This window comes from Acidimicrobiales bacterium, assembly GCA_040219515.1.
Taxonomy (GTDB): Bacteria; Actinomycetota; Acidimicrobiia; order Acidimicrobiales; family Aldehydirespiratoraceae; genus JAJRXC01.
Genome location: JAVJSI010000016.1, coordinates 1 through 17,912 on the forward strand (window position 1 = coordinate 1; position 17,912 = coordinate 17,912).

Annotated in this window: 16 protein-coding genes and 1 tRNA gene; 14 read left to right on the forward strand and 3 right to left on the reverse strand. The window is 67.1% G+C overall.

From position 1 onward, the window contains the following. A partial coding sequence (locus RIB98_15970; protein MEQ8842481.1) for a hypothetical protein occupies positions 1-403 on the forward strand: 403 nt, incomplete at its 5' end. 31 nt (positions 404-434) lie between these two features. On the opposite strand, the gene RIB98_15975 is transcribed toward RIB98_15970, so the two are convergent. Together RIB98_15975 and RIB98_15980 are read right to left on the reverse strand one after the other, a co-directional pair. After that, a complete protein-coding gene (locus RIB98_15975; protein ID MEQ8842482.1) occupies positions 435-3,014 on the reverse strand; it encodes a hypothetical protein in 2,580 nt (859 codons plus the stop codon). A 63-nt stretch (positions 3,015-3,077) separates the two neighbouring features. Then, positions 3,078-3,152: transfer RNA gene (locus RIB98_15980), tRNA-Gly, on the reverse strand. A 74-nt stretch (positions 3,153-3,226) separates the two neighbouring features. Here RIB98_15980 and tig point away from each other — a divergent pair. The 4 genes from tig to RIB98_16000 are packed head-to-tail and all read left to right on the forward strand — an operon-like array spanning position 3,227 to position 7,899. Continuing rightward, positions 3,227-4,651 carry a trigger factor gene (gene tig, locus RIB98_15985; protein ID MEQ8842483.1) on the forward strand — a complete coding sequence of 475 codons (1,425 nt, stop codon included), beginning with the start codon at positions 3,227-3,229 and terminating at the stop codon, positions 4,649-4,651. Next, positions 4,648-5,304 (forward strand): ATP-dependent Clp protease proteolytic subunit, encoded by a 657-nt coding sequence (locus RIB98_15990; protein MEQ8842484.1) that lies wholly within the window; start codon positions 4,648-4,650, stop codon positions 5,302-5,304. Before tig ends, RIB98_15990 begins: the two co-directional genes overlap by 4 nt. A gap of 42 nt (positions 5,305-5,346) precedes the next feature. Then, positions 5,347-6,600, forward strand: a complete 1,254-nt coding sequence (gene clpX, locus RIB98_15995; GenBank protein ID MEQ8842485.1) for an ATP-dependent Clp protease ATP-binding subunit ClpX — start codon at positions 5,347-5,349, stop codon at positions 6,598-6,600. Continuing rightward, complete coding sequence (locus RIB98_16000) at positions 6,601-7,899, forward strand: Mur ligase family protein (protein ID MEQ8842486.1); 1,299 nt, start codon at positions 6,601-6,603, stop codon at positions 7,897-7,899. It begins immediately after the preceding gene. 279 nt (positions 7,900-8,178) lie between these two features. Here the strand turns inward: RIB98_16000 and RIB98_16005 are convergent, their stop codons facing one another. After that, positions 8,179-8,508, reverse strand: coding sequence for a hypothetical protein (locus tag RIB98_16005; GenBank protein MEQ8842487.1), 330 nt, complete (start codon positions 8,506-8,508; stop codon positions 8,179-8,181). Between RIB98_16005 and RIB98_16010 the strand changes: the two genes are divergently transcribed. The 9 genes from RIB98_16010 to RIB98_16050 all read left to right on the forward strand — a co-directional run bounded on the left by RIB98_16010 (position 8,501) and on the right by RIB98_16050 (position 17,910). Then, complete coding sequence (locus tag RIB98_16010; protein ID MEQ8842488.1) at positions 8,501-8,686, forward strand: hypothetical protein; 186 nt, start codon at positions 8,501-8,503, stop codon at positions 8,684-8,686. The genes RIB98_16005 and RIB98_16010 overlap by 8 nt on opposite strands. Positions 8,687-8,814: 128 nt before the next feature. Then, positions 8,815-9,438, forward strand: a complete 624-nt coding sequence (locus tag RIB98_16015; protein ID MEQ8842489.1) for a hypothetical protein — start codon at positions 8,815-8,817, stop codon at positions 9,436-9,438. A 23-nt stretch (positions 9,439-9,461) separates the two neighbouring features. After that, the gene (gene ndk, locus RIB98_16020) at positions 9,462-9,869 is read left to right on the forward strand and encodes a nucleoside-diphosphate kinase (protein MEQ8842490.1); all 408 of its coding nucleotides are present in this window, start codon (positions 9,462-9,464) and stop codon (positions 9,867-9,869) included. A gap of 183 nt (positions 9,870-10,052) precedes the next feature. Continuing rightward, positions 10,053-11,114 (forward strand): rod shape-determining protein, encoded by a 1,062-nt coding sequence (locus tag RIB98_16025; protein MEQ8842491.1) that lies wholly within the window; start codon positions 10,053-10,055, stop codon positions 11,112-11,114. Between the two features lie 13 nt (positions 11,115-11,127). Then, a complete protein-coding gene (mreC, locus tag RIB98_16030) occupies positions 11,128-12,090 on the forward strand; it encodes a rod shape-determining protein MreC (protein MEQ8842492.1) in 963 nt (320 codons plus the stop codon). Next, on the forward strand, positions 12,087-12,599 hold the full coding sequence (gene mreD, locus RIB98_16035; GenBank protein MEQ8842493.1) for a rod shape-determining protein MreD: 513 nt from the start codon (positions 12,087-12,089) through the stop codon (positions 12,597-12,599). The genes mreC and mreD overlap by 4 nt, the downstream gene beginning before the upstream one ends. A gap of 15 nt (positions 12,600-12,614) precedes the next feature. Further along, positions 12,615-14,711: a penicillin-binding protein 2 gene (gene mrdA / locus RIB98_16040; protein MEQ8842494.1), complete on the forward strand. Its 2,097-nt coding sequence runs from the start codon at positions 12,615-12,617 to the stop codon at positions 14,709-14,711. Continuing rightward, positions 14,708-15,898, forward strand: a complete 1,191-nt coding sequence (locus RIB98_16045; GenBank protein ID MEQ8842495.1) for an FtsW/RodA/SpoVE family cell cycle protein — start codon at positions 14,708-14,710, stop codon at positions 15,896-15,898. Before mrdA ends, RIB98_16045 begins: the two co-directional genes overlap by 4 nt. 56 nt (positions 15,899-15,954) lie before the next feature. Further along, positions 15,955-17,910, forward strand: coding sequence for a TIGR03960 family B12-binding radical SAM protein (locus RIB98_16050; protein MEQ8842496.1), 1,956 nt, complete (start codon positions 15,955-15,957; stop codon positions 17,908-17,910). Positions 17,911-17,912: the final 2 nt, after the last annotated feature.

The window sequence follows — 17,912 nt, forward strand, 5'->3', positions numbered from 1 at the left end:
GGCGGTGGCGGCGTCGTTGGTGTCTCGGGGGTTGGTGGAGACGGCGGTGTATTGCGGTGAGGTGGCGACGGTGACGGTGTTGGGGGTGGATCATCGCGACGTGTGGGGTTGTGAGACACCGAATCGCTACATCTCGGAGACGAGTTCGGAGTTCGATCTGGGGACGCGGTACTCGTCGTTCGTGGGGTTCGTGGCGGTGTCGGATTCGTCGGCCGGTGCGACGGTGACGCGGGTGGAGTTGGCGGTGGGTGGTGTCGAGGTGTTCTCGGGTGATCTGTCGGTGGGGGATCAGGTGCCGTTGGAGTTCGATGTGACCGGTGAGGTGCGGCTGACGATGGCCACCGAGCGATTGGAGGGCGACGTGCCCGCCCTCGTCGTCCTCACCGGCGACGTCGGGCCCTGACCTGTCGAACGGCCGCAGCGGGCCGTTCAGGTCAACTCGGCTTGCGGGCGCGACTCGTCCAGATCTCGGGATCGACCTCCACGCCGGAGCCCCGGGGTGCCAGTTCGACCACGCGGGCGTCGAGCGCCGCGCTGCGCGACTTGGCGTCGACATAGGTGCGATAGGCGGACGACGCGGCAGCGTCGGCCTCGGCCAGGCGGGCCTCCATCTCGGCCCGGGCGTCGCCGTCGGCCTGATCAGCCGCCCCGACCTCGAGACGGAGTGCCTCGGCGGTCACCAGGAGTCCGGCGGCGGTGGCATCGAGTTCGGCGGCCCACCGGCGGGCCGCCGCGGCCTGCTCGCTCAGCTCGGCGAGGGCGACGAGATCGTCGTCATCGGCTTCGGCATCGAGGTCGATCTGTTCCGATGCGAGGATCATCACGGCAAGCGGCAGACTCTCGACGAGCATGCCGAGCGGTGTGTCGAAGGGGCCGATCGCCGCGCCGCGGCGGATGCGCAGTGGGGCCAGCGCCAGGGTCGCGTCGCCGAGCGCGTTCGTCAGCGCAGCGGGGGACCGATCGACGACGCGTACGGTGGCATCGATGCGGCCGTCCTCGAGAACCGCAGCCACCCTGGCCAACTCGGCCTCGGAGTCATCGCCCACCTCGGGCACGTGGACGACGATCGATGCGCCGCCCCAGTCGGGGTGACGCTGCACCAGCCAGCCCAGGAGGGTGATGAGCTGACCGGCCTGATCGTCGGACCACCACAGCGCGATCGATCGGCTCTTCGGCGGTGTGGACTCGAACCGCTCCCAGGCGTCGTCGCGGACGTTGGTGATGGCGACGTTGGTCCCGAAGCGGGCGCAGTTCTGCAACATCGAGCGATAGATCTGGAGGTCCTCCTCGCTGCCCCGCAGGTCGCCGACGCCGAAGACGGTGAGGTTGGCGCGGATCGGGCCGAGGCCATGGGACTGCACGAGGGCTTGCACGCCGGCGTCGGTGTCGGCGACGACCAGCGTGCGGGCAAAGGCCCCGGGCGCGAGTTCGGCGACTTCGGCGGCGAGATCGGCTTCGATGTGCCCGGCCTGTCGTCGCAGCAGCGGACCCGACCCCTGGAGCACCCGCACTGCGGTGAGGAAGCCCGAGTTGCCTTCGAGCCACGACGCGATCGTGACCATGCGGCGGCGGCTGGTCGGGTCGCGGGGGACGAAGGCCAGGATCGCCGGCCGCCAGTCGTGATGGCCCACCGGTTCGGCGGCCAACGAGTGCAGGTGCTGACGCGACTTCGTGTAGTGATGCGAGCCGGAGCTGTCGACCCATCGGTCGGGCACATCGCGGTGGCGCAGATAGTTGAAGAGGGCGAGCAGCACGAGCGCGGCAACGGCGCCCGCCAGGGGGTTGATGGCCACGATGGCCCCGCCGCAGGCGATCGTGCCGGCCAGGCTGGCCCGCCGGTCGTACCAGCGGAATCGGGGACGAAACGACGTGCTGCCCGCCCGGATCTCGTAGTAGGTGGCGTAGTTGATCAGCCCGTAGGTCGCGAGAAAGAACATCGAGATGATCGGGGCGATCGCGTTGAGGTCGCCGGCCATCACCGTGACGAGGGCGATGACCACGCACACCGCGAGCGCCCGGCGGGGGTTGTTCGACGGGCCCACACCCACCGCGAAGGTGTCGAGCCGGGGAAGTACGTGGTCCTCGCCCAGGCGTTGCAGGACACGTGGCGCTCCCAGCGTCGACGCGAGCGCCGAGGAGAGCGTTGCCGCGAGCACGCCGACGAGGATGGTCCAGGTGAGGACGGAGAGGTCGCCCATGATCGTCGTCGTCTCGGCAGCGAGGACGGCCGCAGGTGCGGCACCCGCGAGCAGTACGACGGCAGCGATGTAGACCACGGTCGAGAGCCCGATCGCAGCGAAGGTGCCGCGCGTGATGGAACGGCTCGGAGTGCGCAGATCGCCCGACATCGCAACGCCCTGGCTGAATCCGGTCACGGCCGGAAAGAAGATGGCGAACGCTTCCCAGAAGCCGACGCCGCCGGTCGGCTGGTCGATGTTGTCACCGAGTGTCGTTCCGTCGAACTCGCCGATCGCTCCCAAGAAGAACGACCCCAGCGCGACCACCAGCAGGACCATGACGAGATACTGAAGGCGGGTTGCGAGGTCGGCTCCGATCGCTCCGACACCCGCGAGAAGCAGCACCAGGCCAGCGGCAATCAGCCGGATGAGCATTCTGTCGTCGCTGTCGAACGAGGCCGCCACCGCCTCGGCGAAGCCGATGGCGTAGAAGGCGATCGACACCGAGATCGCCAGGTAGAGCACGACCCCGACGGCCCCGCCGAACTCGATGCCGAGTGTGCGGGATATGAGGAAGTACTCGCCGCCGCCGCGAACCTTCATGTTCGTCGCGACGGTGGCGAGCGAGATGCTGGTCAGAACCGAGACTGTGGTGGCGAGTCCGAGGATGAGAAGGGCCCGCAGCAGGCCCACCGATCCCACGACGTAGGCGACGCGGAGGAACAGGACCAGTCCGAGGATCGTCAGGATGCTCGGGGTGAACACACCACCGAAGGTGCCCAGGTTGCCCTGCTGACCCGGCGCGTTCTGATTCTCGGACGAGGGGGCCGTCTGCACGATGGCAGTGAGGGTAGACCGACACTGACTGCAACGGGGGTCTGACCCCGATTGCAACGGTGGTGGAGCGGGTGACGGGAATCGAACCCGCATCATCAGCTTGGAAGGCTGAAGTTCTAGCCGTTGAACTACACCCGCGGGTGAGGAGAGACTAGCGGCCGACTGCGGACGGTCGGCGCGCCGTTAGGCTTCCCGGCAATGGGTATCAAACAATGAGTTCCAGCGCAGTATCCACCAGCCCGATCTCCAGCACGGTCGAGCTCCTTGACGACAACAAGGTCAAGCTCTCGGTCGAGGTCGACGAGGCCGAATTCGACACGGCCATCAACGCCGCCTTCAAGCGCATCGCGAAGGAGGTCCGTATGCCGGGCTTCCGACCGGGCAAGGCCCCGCGCAAGCTGCTCGAGGCGCAGTTCGGCTCGGGCATCGGCCGCGAGGAAGCACTCCGCGAGGCGTTGCCCGACTACTACGCCCAGGCCGTGGTCGCCCACGACGTCGACGTGATCGCCCCACCGGAGATCGAGATCACCGCCGGCCAGGAGGCCGGAGCGGTCACTTTCGATGCCGTCGTAGAGATCCGTCCCACCGTCGAGGTCGCCGGCTACGACGGGCTCCGGGTCGAGATCCCGAGCCCCACGCCGAGCGACGAGGAGATCGACGAGCAGATCGATCGCATGCGCCAGCAGTACGCCGAGTTCGTCGCGGTCGAGCGTCCCGCGCAAGACGGTGACCATGTCACCATCGACATCGCCGGCACCCACGACGGCGAGGACGTTCCCGGCCTCACCACCTCCGACTACGACTACGAGGTCGGCACCGGCGCCGTCGTGGCCGAGATCGACGAGAACCTCCGGGGCGCATCCGCCGGCGACGCTCTCGAGTTCGATGCCGAGCACCCCGACCCCGACGAAGAAGCACCGCTCTCCTTCAAGGTCACCGTCAAGGAAGTGAAGGAAGCCGTGCTTCCCGATCTCGACGACGCGTGGGCCGCGGAGAGCAGCGAGTTCGAGACGCTCGACGAACTGCGGGCCGACCTCGTCACGCGCATGGGCGCCATGCGCATCGCCCAATCCCGGATGGCGCTCCAGCAGAACACCGCCGAGGCGTTGGCCGAGCTGGTCACCGTCGACGTGCCCGAGTCGATGATCGAGAACGAGATCGACGCCCGCCTCCAGGATCTGGTCGGTCGACTGCAGCAGCAGGGCATCGACCCTGGGCAGTACCTCGCCCAGATGGGGCAGACCCCCGACCAGCTCCGGGCCGAGTTCCGGGAGCCGGCCGAGCAGGCCGTCAAGGTCGACCTGGCGCTGCGTACCGTCGCCGAGTCCGAGAACCTGATGCCCGACGACGACAAGCTCACCGAGGCGATCGACGAGATGGCCGCCCAGTCCGGCCAGGACGGCGCTGAACTCAAGGCCCGACTCACCGAGGTCGGCCAGCTCAGTTCCCTACGTGCTGACCTGGGCAAACGCGATGCTCTGGAGTGGCTCACGGAAAACGTGGAGCTGATCGACGAGAATGGCGATCCGATCGACCGGGCCACACTGGAGTTCCCGGAAGAAGACGCCGAAGAACTCGACGAAGCCGAAGTAGTCGACGAAGCCGAAGAAGCCGTGTCCGAGGGAGAAGAAGAGTGAGCATCCACAGCGAGATGGACATCAACCCGCGTAACTATCTGGTGCCGACGGTGGTCGAGCAGACCAACCGCGGCGAGCGTGCCTTCGATCTCTACAGCCGGTTGTTGAAGGAGAACATCATCTTCATCGGCACACCGATCGACGACACCATCGCCAACCTGATCTGCGCCCAGCTGTTGCACCTCGAGTCGGAGAACCCCGACAAGGACATCAACCTCTACATCAACTCGCCGGGCGGCGACATCAATGCGTTGTTCGCCATCTACGACACGATGTCGTACATCAAGCCCGACATCACCACGATCTGCTTCGGTCAGGCGGCATCGGCGGCCGCCGTGCTGCTCGCCGCCGGGGCCAAGGGCAAGCGCATGGCCCTGCCCCACGCCCGCATCCTGATCCATCAACCCTACGCCGGGGCCCAAGGCCAGGCCAGCGACATCGAGCTGATCGCCAAGGAGATCGCCCGCATGAAGAGTTCGCTCGAAGAGGTGCTCGCGTTCCACACGGGGCAGACGGTCGAGAAGATCTCGACCGACACCGATCGTGACTTCGTGATGAGCGCCCAGGAGGCCAAGGAGTACGGGATCATCGATGAGGTCATCGATACGCGTAATGTGGTCGACAACTCCGGTCCGATCACCGCGATCGGCTGACAGACTCAGCACACAGCGTCGACAGGGCTGAAGGGAATCTGCGTGGCAAAGTTCGGTGAAGGTGGAGAACTTCTCAAGTGCTCTTTCTGTGGGAAGTCGCAGAAGCAGGTCAAGAAGCTGATCGCTGGTCCTGGTGTCTACATCTGCGACGAGTGCATCGACCTCTGCAACGAGATCATCGAGGAGGAGCTCGCGGAGACCTCCGAGGTGAGCCTCGGTGAACTCCCGTCGCCACGGGAGATCTACCAGTTCCTCAACGACTACATCGTCGGCCAGGACACCGCCAAGCGGATCCTTGCCGTCGCCGTCTACAACCACTACAAGCGCGTGCAGCTCGGCACCGGACTCGACGGCGAGGTCGAGCTCTCGAAGTCCAACATCTTGTTGATCGGCCCCACCGGCTGCGGCAAGACCCTGATGGCCCAGACCCTCGCCCGCATGCTCAACGTGCCGTTCGCCATCGCCGACGCCACCGCGCTCACCGAGGCCGGCTACGTGGGCGAAGACGTCGAGAACATCCTGCTCAAGCTGATCCAGGCCGCCGACTACGACGTCAAGAAGGCAGAGACCGGCATCATCTACATCGACGAGATCGACAAGGTCGCCCGCAAGAGCGAGAACCCGTCGATCACCCGTGACGTCTCGGGCGAGGGCGTGCAGCAGGCGCTGCTGAAGATCCTCGAAGGCACCACGGCCGCCGTGCCGCCGCAGGGTGGCCGCAAACACCCGCACCAGGAGTTCATCCAGATCGACACCACCAACGTGCTGTTCATCTGTGGCGGCGCGTTCGCCGGCATCGAGAAGATCGTCGAGAACCGCATCGGCGCCAAGGGCGTGGGTTTCGGGGCCGACATCCGAAAGGCCGAGGACAAGGATCTCGGCGCGATCTTCGACGCCGTGCTGCCCGAGGACCTCACCAAGTTCGGTCTGATCCCCGAGTTCATCGGTCGGCTCCCGATCGTGGGTGCCGTCAGCCATCTCGACGCGGCCGCGCTGATCGAGATCCTCACCGAACCGCGCAATGCGCTGGTCAAGCAGTACCAGAAGATCTTCGAGTTCGAGAACGTCGAGCTCGAGTTCACCGAGGATGCCCTCCACGCCATCGCCGACGAGGCCATCAAGCGGGCCACCGGCGCCCGCGGCCTGCGCGCCATCCTCGAGGGTGCGCTCCTCGACGTCATGTACGAGCTCCCGGGTCGTGACGACGTCATCCGCGTGGTCGTCGACCGCGACACGGTCATCGACGGCGCCGAGCCCACGCTCGTCACCGCCGACGACGAACGCGCTGCGAGCTGAGTGGACTATCTCGAGGCCGTTGATCATCTCGATTCGCTGATCAACCACGAGGTCACACCGCGGGCCGGCGCCATCAAGGGGCTCACGCTCGAGCCCATGCTCGCGTTCATGGGCGCCATTGGCGATCCGCACCTGGCCTATCCGGTCATTCACGTCACGGGCACCAACGGCAAGGGTTCGACGTCGCGCATGCTCGAACGGATCTTCACCGTCATGGGGTTGCGCGTGGGCCTCTACACGAGCCCGCACATCCACGAGCCCAGGGAACGCATCCGCATCGGGGGCGAAATGATCAGCGAGGAGGACTTCGCGCTCGCGATCGCCGATGTCGTGCGGGTCGAGGACGTGCAGGGACTCGGCCCCCGCACCTGGTTCGACACCGTCACGTCGGCCGCACTCCTCCTCTTCGGCAACGAGGCCGTCGACGCTGCGATCATCGAGGTCGGCATGCTCGGCCGCTTCGACTCGACGAACGTCGTCCACGCCGACGTCGCCGTGGTCACCAACGTGGGTCTCGACCACACCGACGGCGCCGACGGATGGCGGGCCCGTGTCGCCGCCGAGAAGGCGGGCATCGTCGAGGCCGGCCGGCCGGTGGTGGTGGGGGAGAGCGACGCCGAGTTGCTCGCCCTCATCGAGGTCGAGGGACCCTCCGTCGTCGTGGCGGGCGGCCGCGACTATGCGGTCGTCCAGAACCAGCTGGCGGTCGGCGGTCGACTGATCGACGTGCGCACGCCCCGTGGCGAACACGACGACGTCTTCGTGCGCCTCCACGGCGAGCACCAGGGCGAGAATGCGGCGGCAGCGATTGCGGCGGCCGAGGAGTTCTTCGACGCTCGGCTGGCCGACGACGTCGTCGCCGAGGTGTTCGACACGATCGTCGTCGACGGTCGGCTGCAGGTGGTCCACCGGTCACCGCTGGTGGTGGTCGATGCAGCCCACAATGTTCCCGCGGCCGAAGCCCTCGCCCAGGCGGTCGAGGAGGAGTTCGGTGGCGGATCGCGCCGGTTCCTGGTGATCGGCATGCAGGACGGACGCGACCCCGACGCGGTGCTCGATGCGCTCGATGCCGCCTCCTACGAGGTCGTGGTGGCGTGTACCGCGCCGAGCCGCCGTGGCGTCGACGCCGAGGCGCTCGCCGCGGCTGCCCAGCGAGTGGGCGCGAATGTCGACGTGGTGGTCGATGTCGCCGGCGCGATCGACCACGCGATGTCGCTCGCGGCCGACGACGACCTGGTCGTGGTGGCCGGCTCGATCACCGTCGTTGCCGCCGCCCTGACGCTCGCCGACGAGTGGTGAGAAACCCCAGTTCAGCAGGGACTTTCGGGGGTCGAGAAAGTAGGGCCATTGCGCCTATCAACCTAGGGTCACTTGACGCCGTAACTCGCGCATGCAACTCACTCTTCCCGCTCGTCGGAGGGTACGGCCACGACGTGATCGTGGCGCCAGCGGTGTCGAATACGCCCTGATCATCAGCCTCGTGTTGACCGGGTCCACAGCGTCGCTCGAACTGATGGACGACCAGGTCGAATCGAACTTCAGCGAGACGGCCCACGACATCGGGACACCGGACCTCGGCTACTTCGACGTGACGACCACGACGTGCAACGCATGCCCGTCGTCGACGACGACAACGGCGGCACCGACGACGACGGCGGCACCGACGACGACGGCAGCGCCGACCACGACGGCAGCGCCGACCACGACGGCGAAGCCGACGACCACCACGACGGCGAAGCCGACCACGACCACCACGGCGAAGCCGGCCGGCACACCGGCGAGTTCGGAGTTCGACGACCAGAGTTCCGTCAGCAAGAAGGGGGTCGCGACAGCCAGGACCAGAATCTGGCTCGTCGACGAGAAGGGCGACGGACTGCGGTACGCAACCGTGACGGCCACGATGCGCACCAGGTCGGGCGAGACGAAGACCTTCAACTACACGATCTCGGCCAAGAACGGATCCAGCACCATCAGCTGGGGAGGCCTGGAGAGCAGCGATTTCCCCGTCACCGTCGTGATCGATTCGGTGACCAACGGGTCGCAGTCGTACACACCGGACGTGAACACCTACGTTCTGAAGCTCTGACCTGGGGAGATGTCGCAGGGCCAGGCCGCCCGGCCCAGGACGACTGGGTCGGGCGGCCCAGCGCGAAAGACCGCAAATGGGACGACCTGCCTATCGGTTGAGGACGGCGGCTCTCCGTTAACCATGGTGTGGGAAACATCACCGACATCATCAACCGACTGCGTCGAAGTGGCGAACGAGGCGCGAGCGGCGTCGAGTACGGCCTGATCGTGGCGCTCCTGCTGACGGGTTCGACGGCAACGTTCGAGATGATGGACGACCGTGTGTCCGAGCACTACGACGACACGGCCTCCGACATCGGCCAGGCCGACCTCGCCTACTTCGACGTGACCACCACGACCTGCTCGCCGTGCTCCACCACCACGGTGGCGACGACGACGGTCCCGGCCACGACGGCGCCGCCGACGACGGCTGCTCCCACGACGACGGCTGCTCCCTCCGATCCGCCGGCCGAGATCGGCTTTCAGAACAAGACGAGCGAGCGCCGGGACGGCTGGCGGGCTCGGGTCAAGATCACGCTCGACGACGACAACGGCGACAAGCTTCGCCGGACGGACTTCCAGATCACCTGGGTCACCGCCAACGGCGACACACGGGTCCGGAAGTACACCACCAACAACGGTGGCAACAAGACGCCGAGCTGGAGTGGCCTCGATCGCGACGACTTCCCCGTCAAGATCACGATCGACTGGATCGATGACGACGGTGAGCCCTACACGCCGACGCCGGCCACTTACACGATCAACCGGTAGAGCGCAGCGGTAGCCTCCCGGCCATGGATCGCACTCTCGTCATCTGCAAGCCCGACAGCGTCGAACGTGGCCTCGTCGGTGAGATCATCGGCCGCTTCGAGACCAAGGGGCTCACGCTGGTCGCCGCCGATCTCCGCACCCTCGACGCCGACACACTGGCTCGTCACTACGAGGAGCACGCCGGCAAGCCGTTCTACGACGGACTCGTCGAGTTCATGAGTCGGGGACCGGTGTTCGTGGTGGTGCTCGAAGGTCCGGATCACACATGGAAGGTCGTGCGCAACATGATGGGTGCGACCAACCCGCTCGACGCCGATCCGGGCACCATCCGGGGCGACCTCGGCACGCTGTTCACCGAGAACCTGATCCACGGCAGCGACTCGCTCGATTCCGCCCAGCGCGAAATCGGCATCTTCTTTCCGGGTCTCTGAGCGGTCCCTCGCAGCTGGTGCGCGAGCACGGTCGCTCACGCAGAGTGGGCCGACTGGTACAGTTCGTCGTTCTGTTGCGTTTCGGTGACACCACGCGCCTACACTGCGGTCCAGCGGAGGGAGACCGTACGGGTCGTGTCCTTTCGTGTTGGTCGTCCACCATCGCACTCGAGGCATCAGAGCATGGCCGCTGAAGCATTTCTCAACTCGTTCGGCAGCGGCTTCCGCTCCGTGATGGGCCGTGACATGGCGGTCGACCTCGGCACCGCCAACACGCTCGTCTACGTGCGCGGCGAGGGCATCGTGCTCGACGAGCCGTCGGTGGTCGCCATCAACGTCCACGACGGCAAGCCCTTGGCCGTGGGCCACGAAGCCAAGCGGATGATCGGCCGCACACCGTCCAACATCCAGGCCATCCGGCCGCTCAAGGACGGCGTCATCGCCGACTTCGAGATCTGCGAGAAGATGCTGCGCTACTTCATCCACAAGGTGCACCAGCGCAAGTGGGCCAAGCCCCGCATGGTCATCGCCGTGCCGTCGGGCATCACCGGCGTCGAGCAACGCGCCGTGCAGGAAGCCGCCGAGTTCGCCGGCGCCCAGAAGCCGGCCTACATCATCGAAGAGCCCATGGCCGCGGCGATCGGCGCTGGCCTGCCCGTGCAGGAGCCGACCGGCAACATGATCGTCGACATCGGCGGCGGCACCACCGAGGTCGCCGTCATCTCCCTCGGTGGCGTGGTGGCCAGCCAATCGGCCCGTGTGGGCGGCGACGAGCTCGACGACGCCATCGTGCAGTTCGTCAAGAAGGAATACAGCCTCGCCCTCGGCGAGCGCACCGCCGAAGAGATCAAGATGCAGCTCGGCTCGGCCGCACCGCTCCTCAAGGAACTGCGGGCCGAGATCCGCGGTCGCGACCTCGTCACCGGTCTGCCCCGAACCATCATCATCGGCACCGAGGACATCCGCGACGCACTCGAGGAGCCCGTGGCCGCGATCTGCGATGCGGTGAAGTCGACACTCGACAAGACGCCACCCGAGCTCGCGGCCGACATCATGGAACGTGGCATCACGCTGGCCGGCGGCGGCGCCCTGTTGCAGGGCATCGATCAGCGACTGGCCAACGAGACCGGCATGCCGATTCGTCTGGCCCCCGAGCCGCTCTACGCCGTGGCCATCGGTTCGGGCCAGGTACTCGAGGAGTTCGAGGCGCTGCGAGGCGTCGTCTTCGGCTCCGGCGAGCTCTGATCCCAGACCCGTCATGGCATTGGCTCCGCGGACCGGGCGGTCCCGGCACCGGCTGATCCTTCTCGCGCTCACGGCCATCACGCTCCTCACCGTCGATCTCAACGGCTTCGGGCCGATCGCCGGCGCGCAGCGTCTCGCCCGGGACATGCTCAACCCGGTCACATCGCTCACCGCGTCGGTGTTCTCGCCGGTGGGCAATGCCTGGAACTCGGTGTTCAACTACGGCGAGCTCGAAGACGAGAACGCGGCACTGCGGGCCGAGGTCGAGGAGTTGCGGGGGGCGGCGATCCGCGGCGAGGCCGACACCGAGACCCTGCGCCGTCTCCTCGAGGCCACGGAACTCGACTACGTCGGGGATGTCGAGACCGTCGCAGCCGAGGTCCAGTACGGCAGTATCGGCAACTTCGACGACCATCTCATCACCATCAACAAGGGCGCCGATGAAGGACTGGCACCGGGCATGGCGGTGGTGACCGCCGCGGGGTTGGTCGGGCGGGTCGACGCGGTCACCAACACCACGGCGACGGTGAAGTTGTTGAGCGACACGTCGGTGTTCGTCGGCGCCCGCCTCGTCTCGACCGACAAGGTCGGCCTGGGTCACGCCGATCCCGGGGGGAGCGGGCTCTTCGTGATCGATCGCGGCCTCGACTACCCGGCCACCGACGATCCGGCACTGATTCCAGCCGTCGGCTCGGCGGTGGTCACGGCCGGCGAGAGCGGCTACCCGGCCGACATCCCGATCGGCCGGGTCCTGTCGGTCGAGCGCTCGGCCGACGAGGCCTCCATGCGGGTCGAGGTGGAGCTGTCGAACGCGGTCGATGACCTCCAGTTCGTCAGCGTGATCGTGCTCGCTCCGCCGACCGACTTCCCGTTGCTCGACCCCGTGCTCGACGTCGTGCCGGCGGGCACCGATCCCGACGCAGATCCCGACGAGGCCACGGACGGCGGCGCCGGTGACGAGGAGGCCGACGGATGACGTTCGCCAAGGTCGGTGTCGTACTCGTCATCTCGATCGTGCTGCAGATCTCGCTCTTCGTGGACGTGCGCGTGGCCGGCGTCGCCCCCGAGCTCCTCGCCCTGGTCGCGGTGCTCGCCGGATTCCTCGCCGGCCCCGAGAGGGGCGCCACCGTGGCCTTCTGTGCCGGCCTCGTCTGGGACGTGTGGCTCCCGACCCCACTCGGCCTGGCCGCCATCTCGTTCGCCATCGTCGCCTTCGCCATGGGATCGATCGAGGCCGGCCTGTTCCACGACTCCCGGCTGCAGGTGGCCGGTCTCGCCTTCCTCGGCACCTTCGCCGCCGTCCTCTCCTACGCGCTGCTGGGCGAAGTGGTCGGTCAACGTGGCCTCGTCGATCTCGAACTCCTTCGCGTGGCGTCCATCGCGGGCCTGCTCAACGCGCTGATCGCCCCGATCATGGCCCGGCCGATGCGGTGGGCCCTGCGTACCCGCACCACGTTCGGCGCCGCCGCGCCCACTCGCTCATGAGGGTGTGCTGATCTCGTGGCCGTGGACGACGACGCCGGCCAATTGCGGCTCCGCATGTTCGCCTTCGTGGCGCTGATTCTCTTCGGCGCGCTGTTCACTCGGCTCTGGTTCCTCCAGGGCATCGAGTCCGAGGGGTTCCAGGCCGAAGCCGAAGCACTCGTCATCCGCGAGGTGTTCGAGCAGGCGCCCCGCGGCCGCATCCTCGACCGCAACGGACGGGTGCTCGTCGACAACAAGGTCGTCGACGTCGTCACCCTCGACAAGTCGGTGATCAACGATCTGACCGCCGACGAGCAACAGGCCCTCTTCGAGCGGCTGGCCACCACCATCAGCCGGTCGGGTCGACTCACGAAGGTCGAGACGATCCGCGACGAGATGCTCAGCGCCGACTACGGCTCCTTCGATGTCGTCCCGGTCGCCGTCGATGTCGATTCGAGCCTGCTGATCTATCTGGGTGAACGGCCCGACGAGTTCCCGGGCGTCGACGTCGTGTCGCGCACGGTGCGGACGTACCCCTACGGCTCCCTCGCCGCCCATCTGCTCGGCTATGTCGGCAGTGTCAGCCTCGAGGAGATGCAGGCCGGCAACGCCCGGATCGACGGGACCGCCGATGACGCGAAGATCTACCAACTCAGCGACGAGATCGGGAAGACCGGCGTGGAGCGAACCTTCGAGGCGTCACTGCGCGGCGTACCCGGGGTGCGCTACGTCGAGGTGAACAACGTCGGCGAGATCATCGGCGAACGCACCGAGTTCTCTCGCACCCCGGTCCCCGGCGACGACCTCTACCTGACCATCGACATCGACCTCCAGGCCGAGGCCGAGGCCCAGCTGGCCGAGGGCCTGGCCGCCGTGCGCAACCCGCTCCCGGGCGGGGGAGAGGACGACATCGCCGCACCGGCCGGCGCCATCGTCGCGACCGACCCGATGACCGGTCAGCTGCTGGCCATGGCGAGCTTCCCGACCTACGACCCGTCGGAGTTCGTCAACGGCATCTCGTTCGCCCAGTTCGCAGTGCTCAACGACCCGGAGAACTACAACCCGATCCTCAATCGGGCCATCCAGGGCGCCTACGCGCCGGGATCCACGTTCAAGCCGTTCGTGGCATTCGCGGCGCTGGAGAAGGACTACCTCGGCCCCAACAGCCCCATTGTCGAAGCCCGCAACGGGAACATCGAGGACAACCACACCTACGAGCTGCCCCAGTGCCGATCCGACTTCGAGGCCTCTGACACCTGCACTTTCACGAGTCCGGGACCGAACCCGGGACGCGCCGTCTCCTACACGCTCATCGAGGCCCTGACCGGGTCGAGCGACGTGTTCTTCTACAAGCTCGGGGCGGAAGCCTTCTTCCCCGAGCCGCGCGGCCCCGACGGTGACGAGTTCATCCAGACGGTAGCGAGACGCTTCGGGATGGGTAGCACCACTGCGGTGCAGCTGCCGTCGGAGGCATCCGGTGTCATTCCCGACCGGGCCTACCTCGACGCGGGCTTCGAGGAAGGCATCTTCATCCGTGATGGTGATCTCTGGCTCGCCGGCGACACCGTGCTGCTCTCGATCGGGCAGGGCGGCACCCTGGTCACCCCGATCCAGCTGACCAACTCCTACGCCACGATCGCCAACGGCGGCCAGCTCTACCAGATCAACGTCGCGCTTCGGATCGAGTCGGCCGACGGTGAGAACGTCACCGAGTTCCTGCCCCGCAAGCTCAACGACCTCGACGTCGATCCGGCCCATCTCGCGGAAGTCGAGAGGGGACTTCTGGGCGTGCCGGTCTCGGGCACCGGGGAGTCCGCGTTTCTCGGTTTCCCGCTGAGCACCTGGCCGGTGGCGGGCAAGACCGGCACCGCACAGGTCGACGGAAAGGCCGACACGAGTCTCTTCGCCGCCTACGGCCCGGTGCTACCGGGCCGAGATCCCGAGATCGCCATCTCCGCAGTGCTCGAGGAAGCGGGCTTCGGCAGCGCCGTCGCCGCCCCGATCGTGCGGAGTCTGATGGAGATGTTCGCCAACGACACCCTCCCGGTGGCTCGCACGCTCGACGAGGTCGCCACGGAAGATCCCGACGACGATCCTGAGTCGACCGGCGACCAGACGGAGGTGGCGGAGTGACGGTCGTCGGCACCTACGACACGAGCCCGCCCCGGGTTCGCCATGATGACGACGATGAGCGCTGGTGGTTCGTCGTCGACCCGATCCTCATCGCGTCGGCGGTGTTCATCACGCTGCTCGGCATCGTGCTCGTCTACTCCGCCACCCGGGGTCCGGCCAACGAGCTCCAGCCGGCCGACACCTCGTTCCTCGAACGACAGGCGTTCTTCGCCGTCGTGGGGATGGGACTCGCGTTCGGCGTGGCCCTCGTCGACATCCGTCGGGTGCGCCGATTCATCCCTGTGGCCTACGCCGGACTCTTCGTCCTGCTCGCCGGGGTGCTGGTGGTCGGCGTCGACATCAATGGGGCGCGGGCGTGGTATCGAGTCGCCGGCTTCACGTTCCAGCCCTCCGAACCCGGGAAACTCGTCCTGATCGTGGCGCTGGCCGCGGTCCTGGGTGCGGCGGGGGTCACCGTCGGCCGGTTGGCCCTCACGCTCGGGCTCGCCGGCCTGCCGGTGATGATGATCCTGCTGCAACCCGACCTCGGCACGGTGCTCGTCTACATGGCGATCGTGGCGGTGATGATCCTGATGAGCGAGACCAAGGGCCGGGTGATCGCCCTGCTGGCGATCATCGGACTCACCCTCGTGGTCGGACTCTTCCAATCGAAGATCCTGGCCGAGTACCAGCAGGACCGGCTCACCGTCTTCCTGCTGAACGACGACCAGCTCGATGCCCTCGACGACCGTGACCTGCTCCGCGTGGCCTACAACGCCGAGCAGAGCCAGATCGCCATCGGCAACGGGGGGCTCGGCGGGCAGGGACTGTTCGAGGGCACCCAGACCAGCAGTGGACTGGTGCCGTTCCAGGAGACCGACTGGATCTTCTCGGTGGCCGGCGAGGAGTTGGGCTTCCGGGGGGCCGGGTTGCTCCTCGCGGTCTACGCCCTGCTGCTGTTTCGCATGTGGCGCATCGCCCTGCGGGCCACCGACTCGTTCGACCGGCTGATCACCGTCGGCGTGATGGCGATGTTCCTGTTCCAGATCTTCCAGAGCACCGGTATGGCCATGGGAATGATGCCCGTCACCGGCATTCCGCTCCCCATGGTGTCGTACGGCGGCTCGTCGATGGTCACGTCGCTCGTCGCCATCGGCCTCGTCCTCGGCGTGCACCGCCGCCGCTACGACTACACCGAACGTCACTGACCCCCCACGTCGCGGGGGATCACCGGACCGGCTGGGGGCACCGGTAGCGTAGGGGCATGAACTCCCTGTGGCCGCAGCTCGAACCGCTGCTGCCCCACGTGCAGAAGCCGGCCCGCTACATCGGCTGTGAAGACGGCATGCAGACGCCCGAGCACGGCCCGGGCATCGTGAGCTGGCTGCTCACCTATCCCGACACCTACGAGATCGGCTTGCCCAACCAGGGTCTCCAGATCCTCTACGAGATCATCAACGAACGCCCCGACGGCGCCGCCGAGCGCAGCTACGCGCCGTGGACCGACATGGAAGCCGTGATCCGCCGCGAGCGGATTCCGTTGTTCTCCGTCGACACCCATCGCGGCGCCGGTGACTTCGACATCATCGCCTTCAATCTCAGCGCCGAGCTGACCTACACGAACCTGGTCAACTGCATCGACCTCGCCGGCGTACCGGTTCGTCAGGCCGACCGGGCCGACGACGCCCCCCTGATCGGGGTGGGCGGCCACTGCACCTACAACCCCGAACCGATCGCCGACTTCGTCGACTTCGTGGTTCTCGGCGACGGCGAGGAAGCCGTCGGCGAGATCACCGAACTCGTCCGCGAGTGGAAGAAGTCCGGCAAGAACAGCGGCACCCGAGAAGGGCTGCTGCGGGAACTGGCCAAGATGCCGGGGGTCTACGTGCCCTCGATGTACGAGGTCGAGTACGACGGTGCGTTCCTGGCCGGCATCACGCCCCGTTACAGCGACGTGCCCACCACGATCGAGAAACGCACCATCGCTGACCTGGGCGAATGGCCGTATCCGAAGCAGCAGCTGGTACCGATGACCGAGGTCGTGCACGACCGCCTCTCGGTCGAGGTGTTCCGCGGTTGCACCCGGGGCTGCCGCTTCTGTCAGGCCGGCATGATCACCCGTCCGGTGCGCGAGCGCCCGGCCGAGCAGGTCAGCCGCATGATCTCCGAGGGGCTCCAGCGCACCGGCTACGACGAGGTCGCCCTCACGAGCCTCTCGACCGCCGATTTCAGCGGCATCGAGAGCGTGGTGAAGGGTGCCGTGTCCGACAGGGGCACCGGCCAGATCTCCGTGGCCCTGCCGAGCCTGCGGGTCGACGCGTTCACCGTGGGCATCGCGGCCGAGATCCAACGGGCCCGGCGCACCGGCCTCACCTTCGCCCCCGAGGCGGGCTCGTGGCGCATGCGCCAGGTCATCAACAAGCTCATACGCGAAGAGGACCTCTACGGCGCGGTCGAGTCCGCCTTCTCGCAGGGCTGGCGACGCATGAAGCTCTACTTCCTCACCGGTCTCCCCACCGAGACCGACGAGGACACCCTCGGGATCGCTGAACTCGCCCGCAACTGCGTGGCCCTGGGCAAGACCCACAAGAGCTCGGCATCGGTCACCGTGTCCGTCGGTGGCTTCGTACCCAAGCCGTTCACCCCGTTCCAGTGGTTCGGGCAGAACACCGTCGACGAGCTGCAGCGCAAGATCGGCCTGCTGCGCGACGACACCCGCCCGTCGAAAGGCGTGCAGCTCAAGTGGCACGACCCGAGGGCCACGCTCGTCGAGGGCATCACCAGCCGCGGCGACCGTCGGCTCGGTCCCGTCATCGAACACGTGTGGCGCCACGGCGGCACTTTCCAGGAATGGTCCGAACACTTCAGCTACGACCTGTGGCTCGAGGCGATGGCCGCCCACAACTGCGATGTCGACTGGTACGTCCACCGGCACCGCACCGAGGACGAGGTGCTCCCGTGGGATCACCTCTCCGCCGGTCTCCACAAGGACTTCCTGTGGCAGGACTGGCGCGACGCGCTCGACGAACTCGGCCTCGAGGACTGCCGGTGGACCCCGTGCTACGACTGTGGCGCGTGCACCGGCTACGGCATCGAACACCGGGTGGCGTCGGCCACTCCGCCGGCGGGCGGCAGCCAGGGGACCGGGGTCGACCTGTCCTCGGGCGGTGCGGTGCCCGTGGTGCTGCAACCCCGAGCGAAGATCGAGGCGGCACCATGAGT

What these genes read in the sequence shown, in the direction of transcription:
- tig (MEQ8842483.1), top strand. Translation starts at nt 3,227, where the DNA reads ATGAGTTCCAGCGCAGTATCCACCAGCCCGATCTCCAGCACGGTCGAG.
- RIB98_16010 (MEQ8842488.1), top strand. Translation starts at nt 8,501, where the DNA reads ATGCGCACCAGGTCGGGCGAGACGAAGACCTTCAACTACACGATCTCG.
- ndk (MEQ8842490.1), top strand. Translation starts at nt 9,462, where the DNA reads ATGGATCGCACTCTCGTCATCTGCAAGCCCGACAGCGTCGAACGTGGC.
- RIB98_16025 (MEQ8842491.1), top strand. Translation starts at nt 10,053, where the DNA reads ATGGCCGCTGAAGCATTTCTCAACTCGTTCGGCAGCGGCTTCCGCTCC.
- mreC (MEQ8842492.1), top strand. Translation starts at nt 11,128, where the DNA reads ATGGCATTGGCTCCGCGGACCGGGCGGTCCCGGCACCGGCTGATCCTT.
- mreD (MEQ8842493.1), top strand. Translation starts at nt 12,087, where the DNA reads ATGACGTTCGCCAAGGTCGGTGTCGTACTCGTCATCTCGATCGTGCTG.
- RIB98_16050 (MEQ8842496.1), top strand. Translation starts at nt 15,955, where the DNA reads ATGAACTCCCTGTGGCCGCAGCTCGAACCGCTGCTGCCCCACGTGCAG.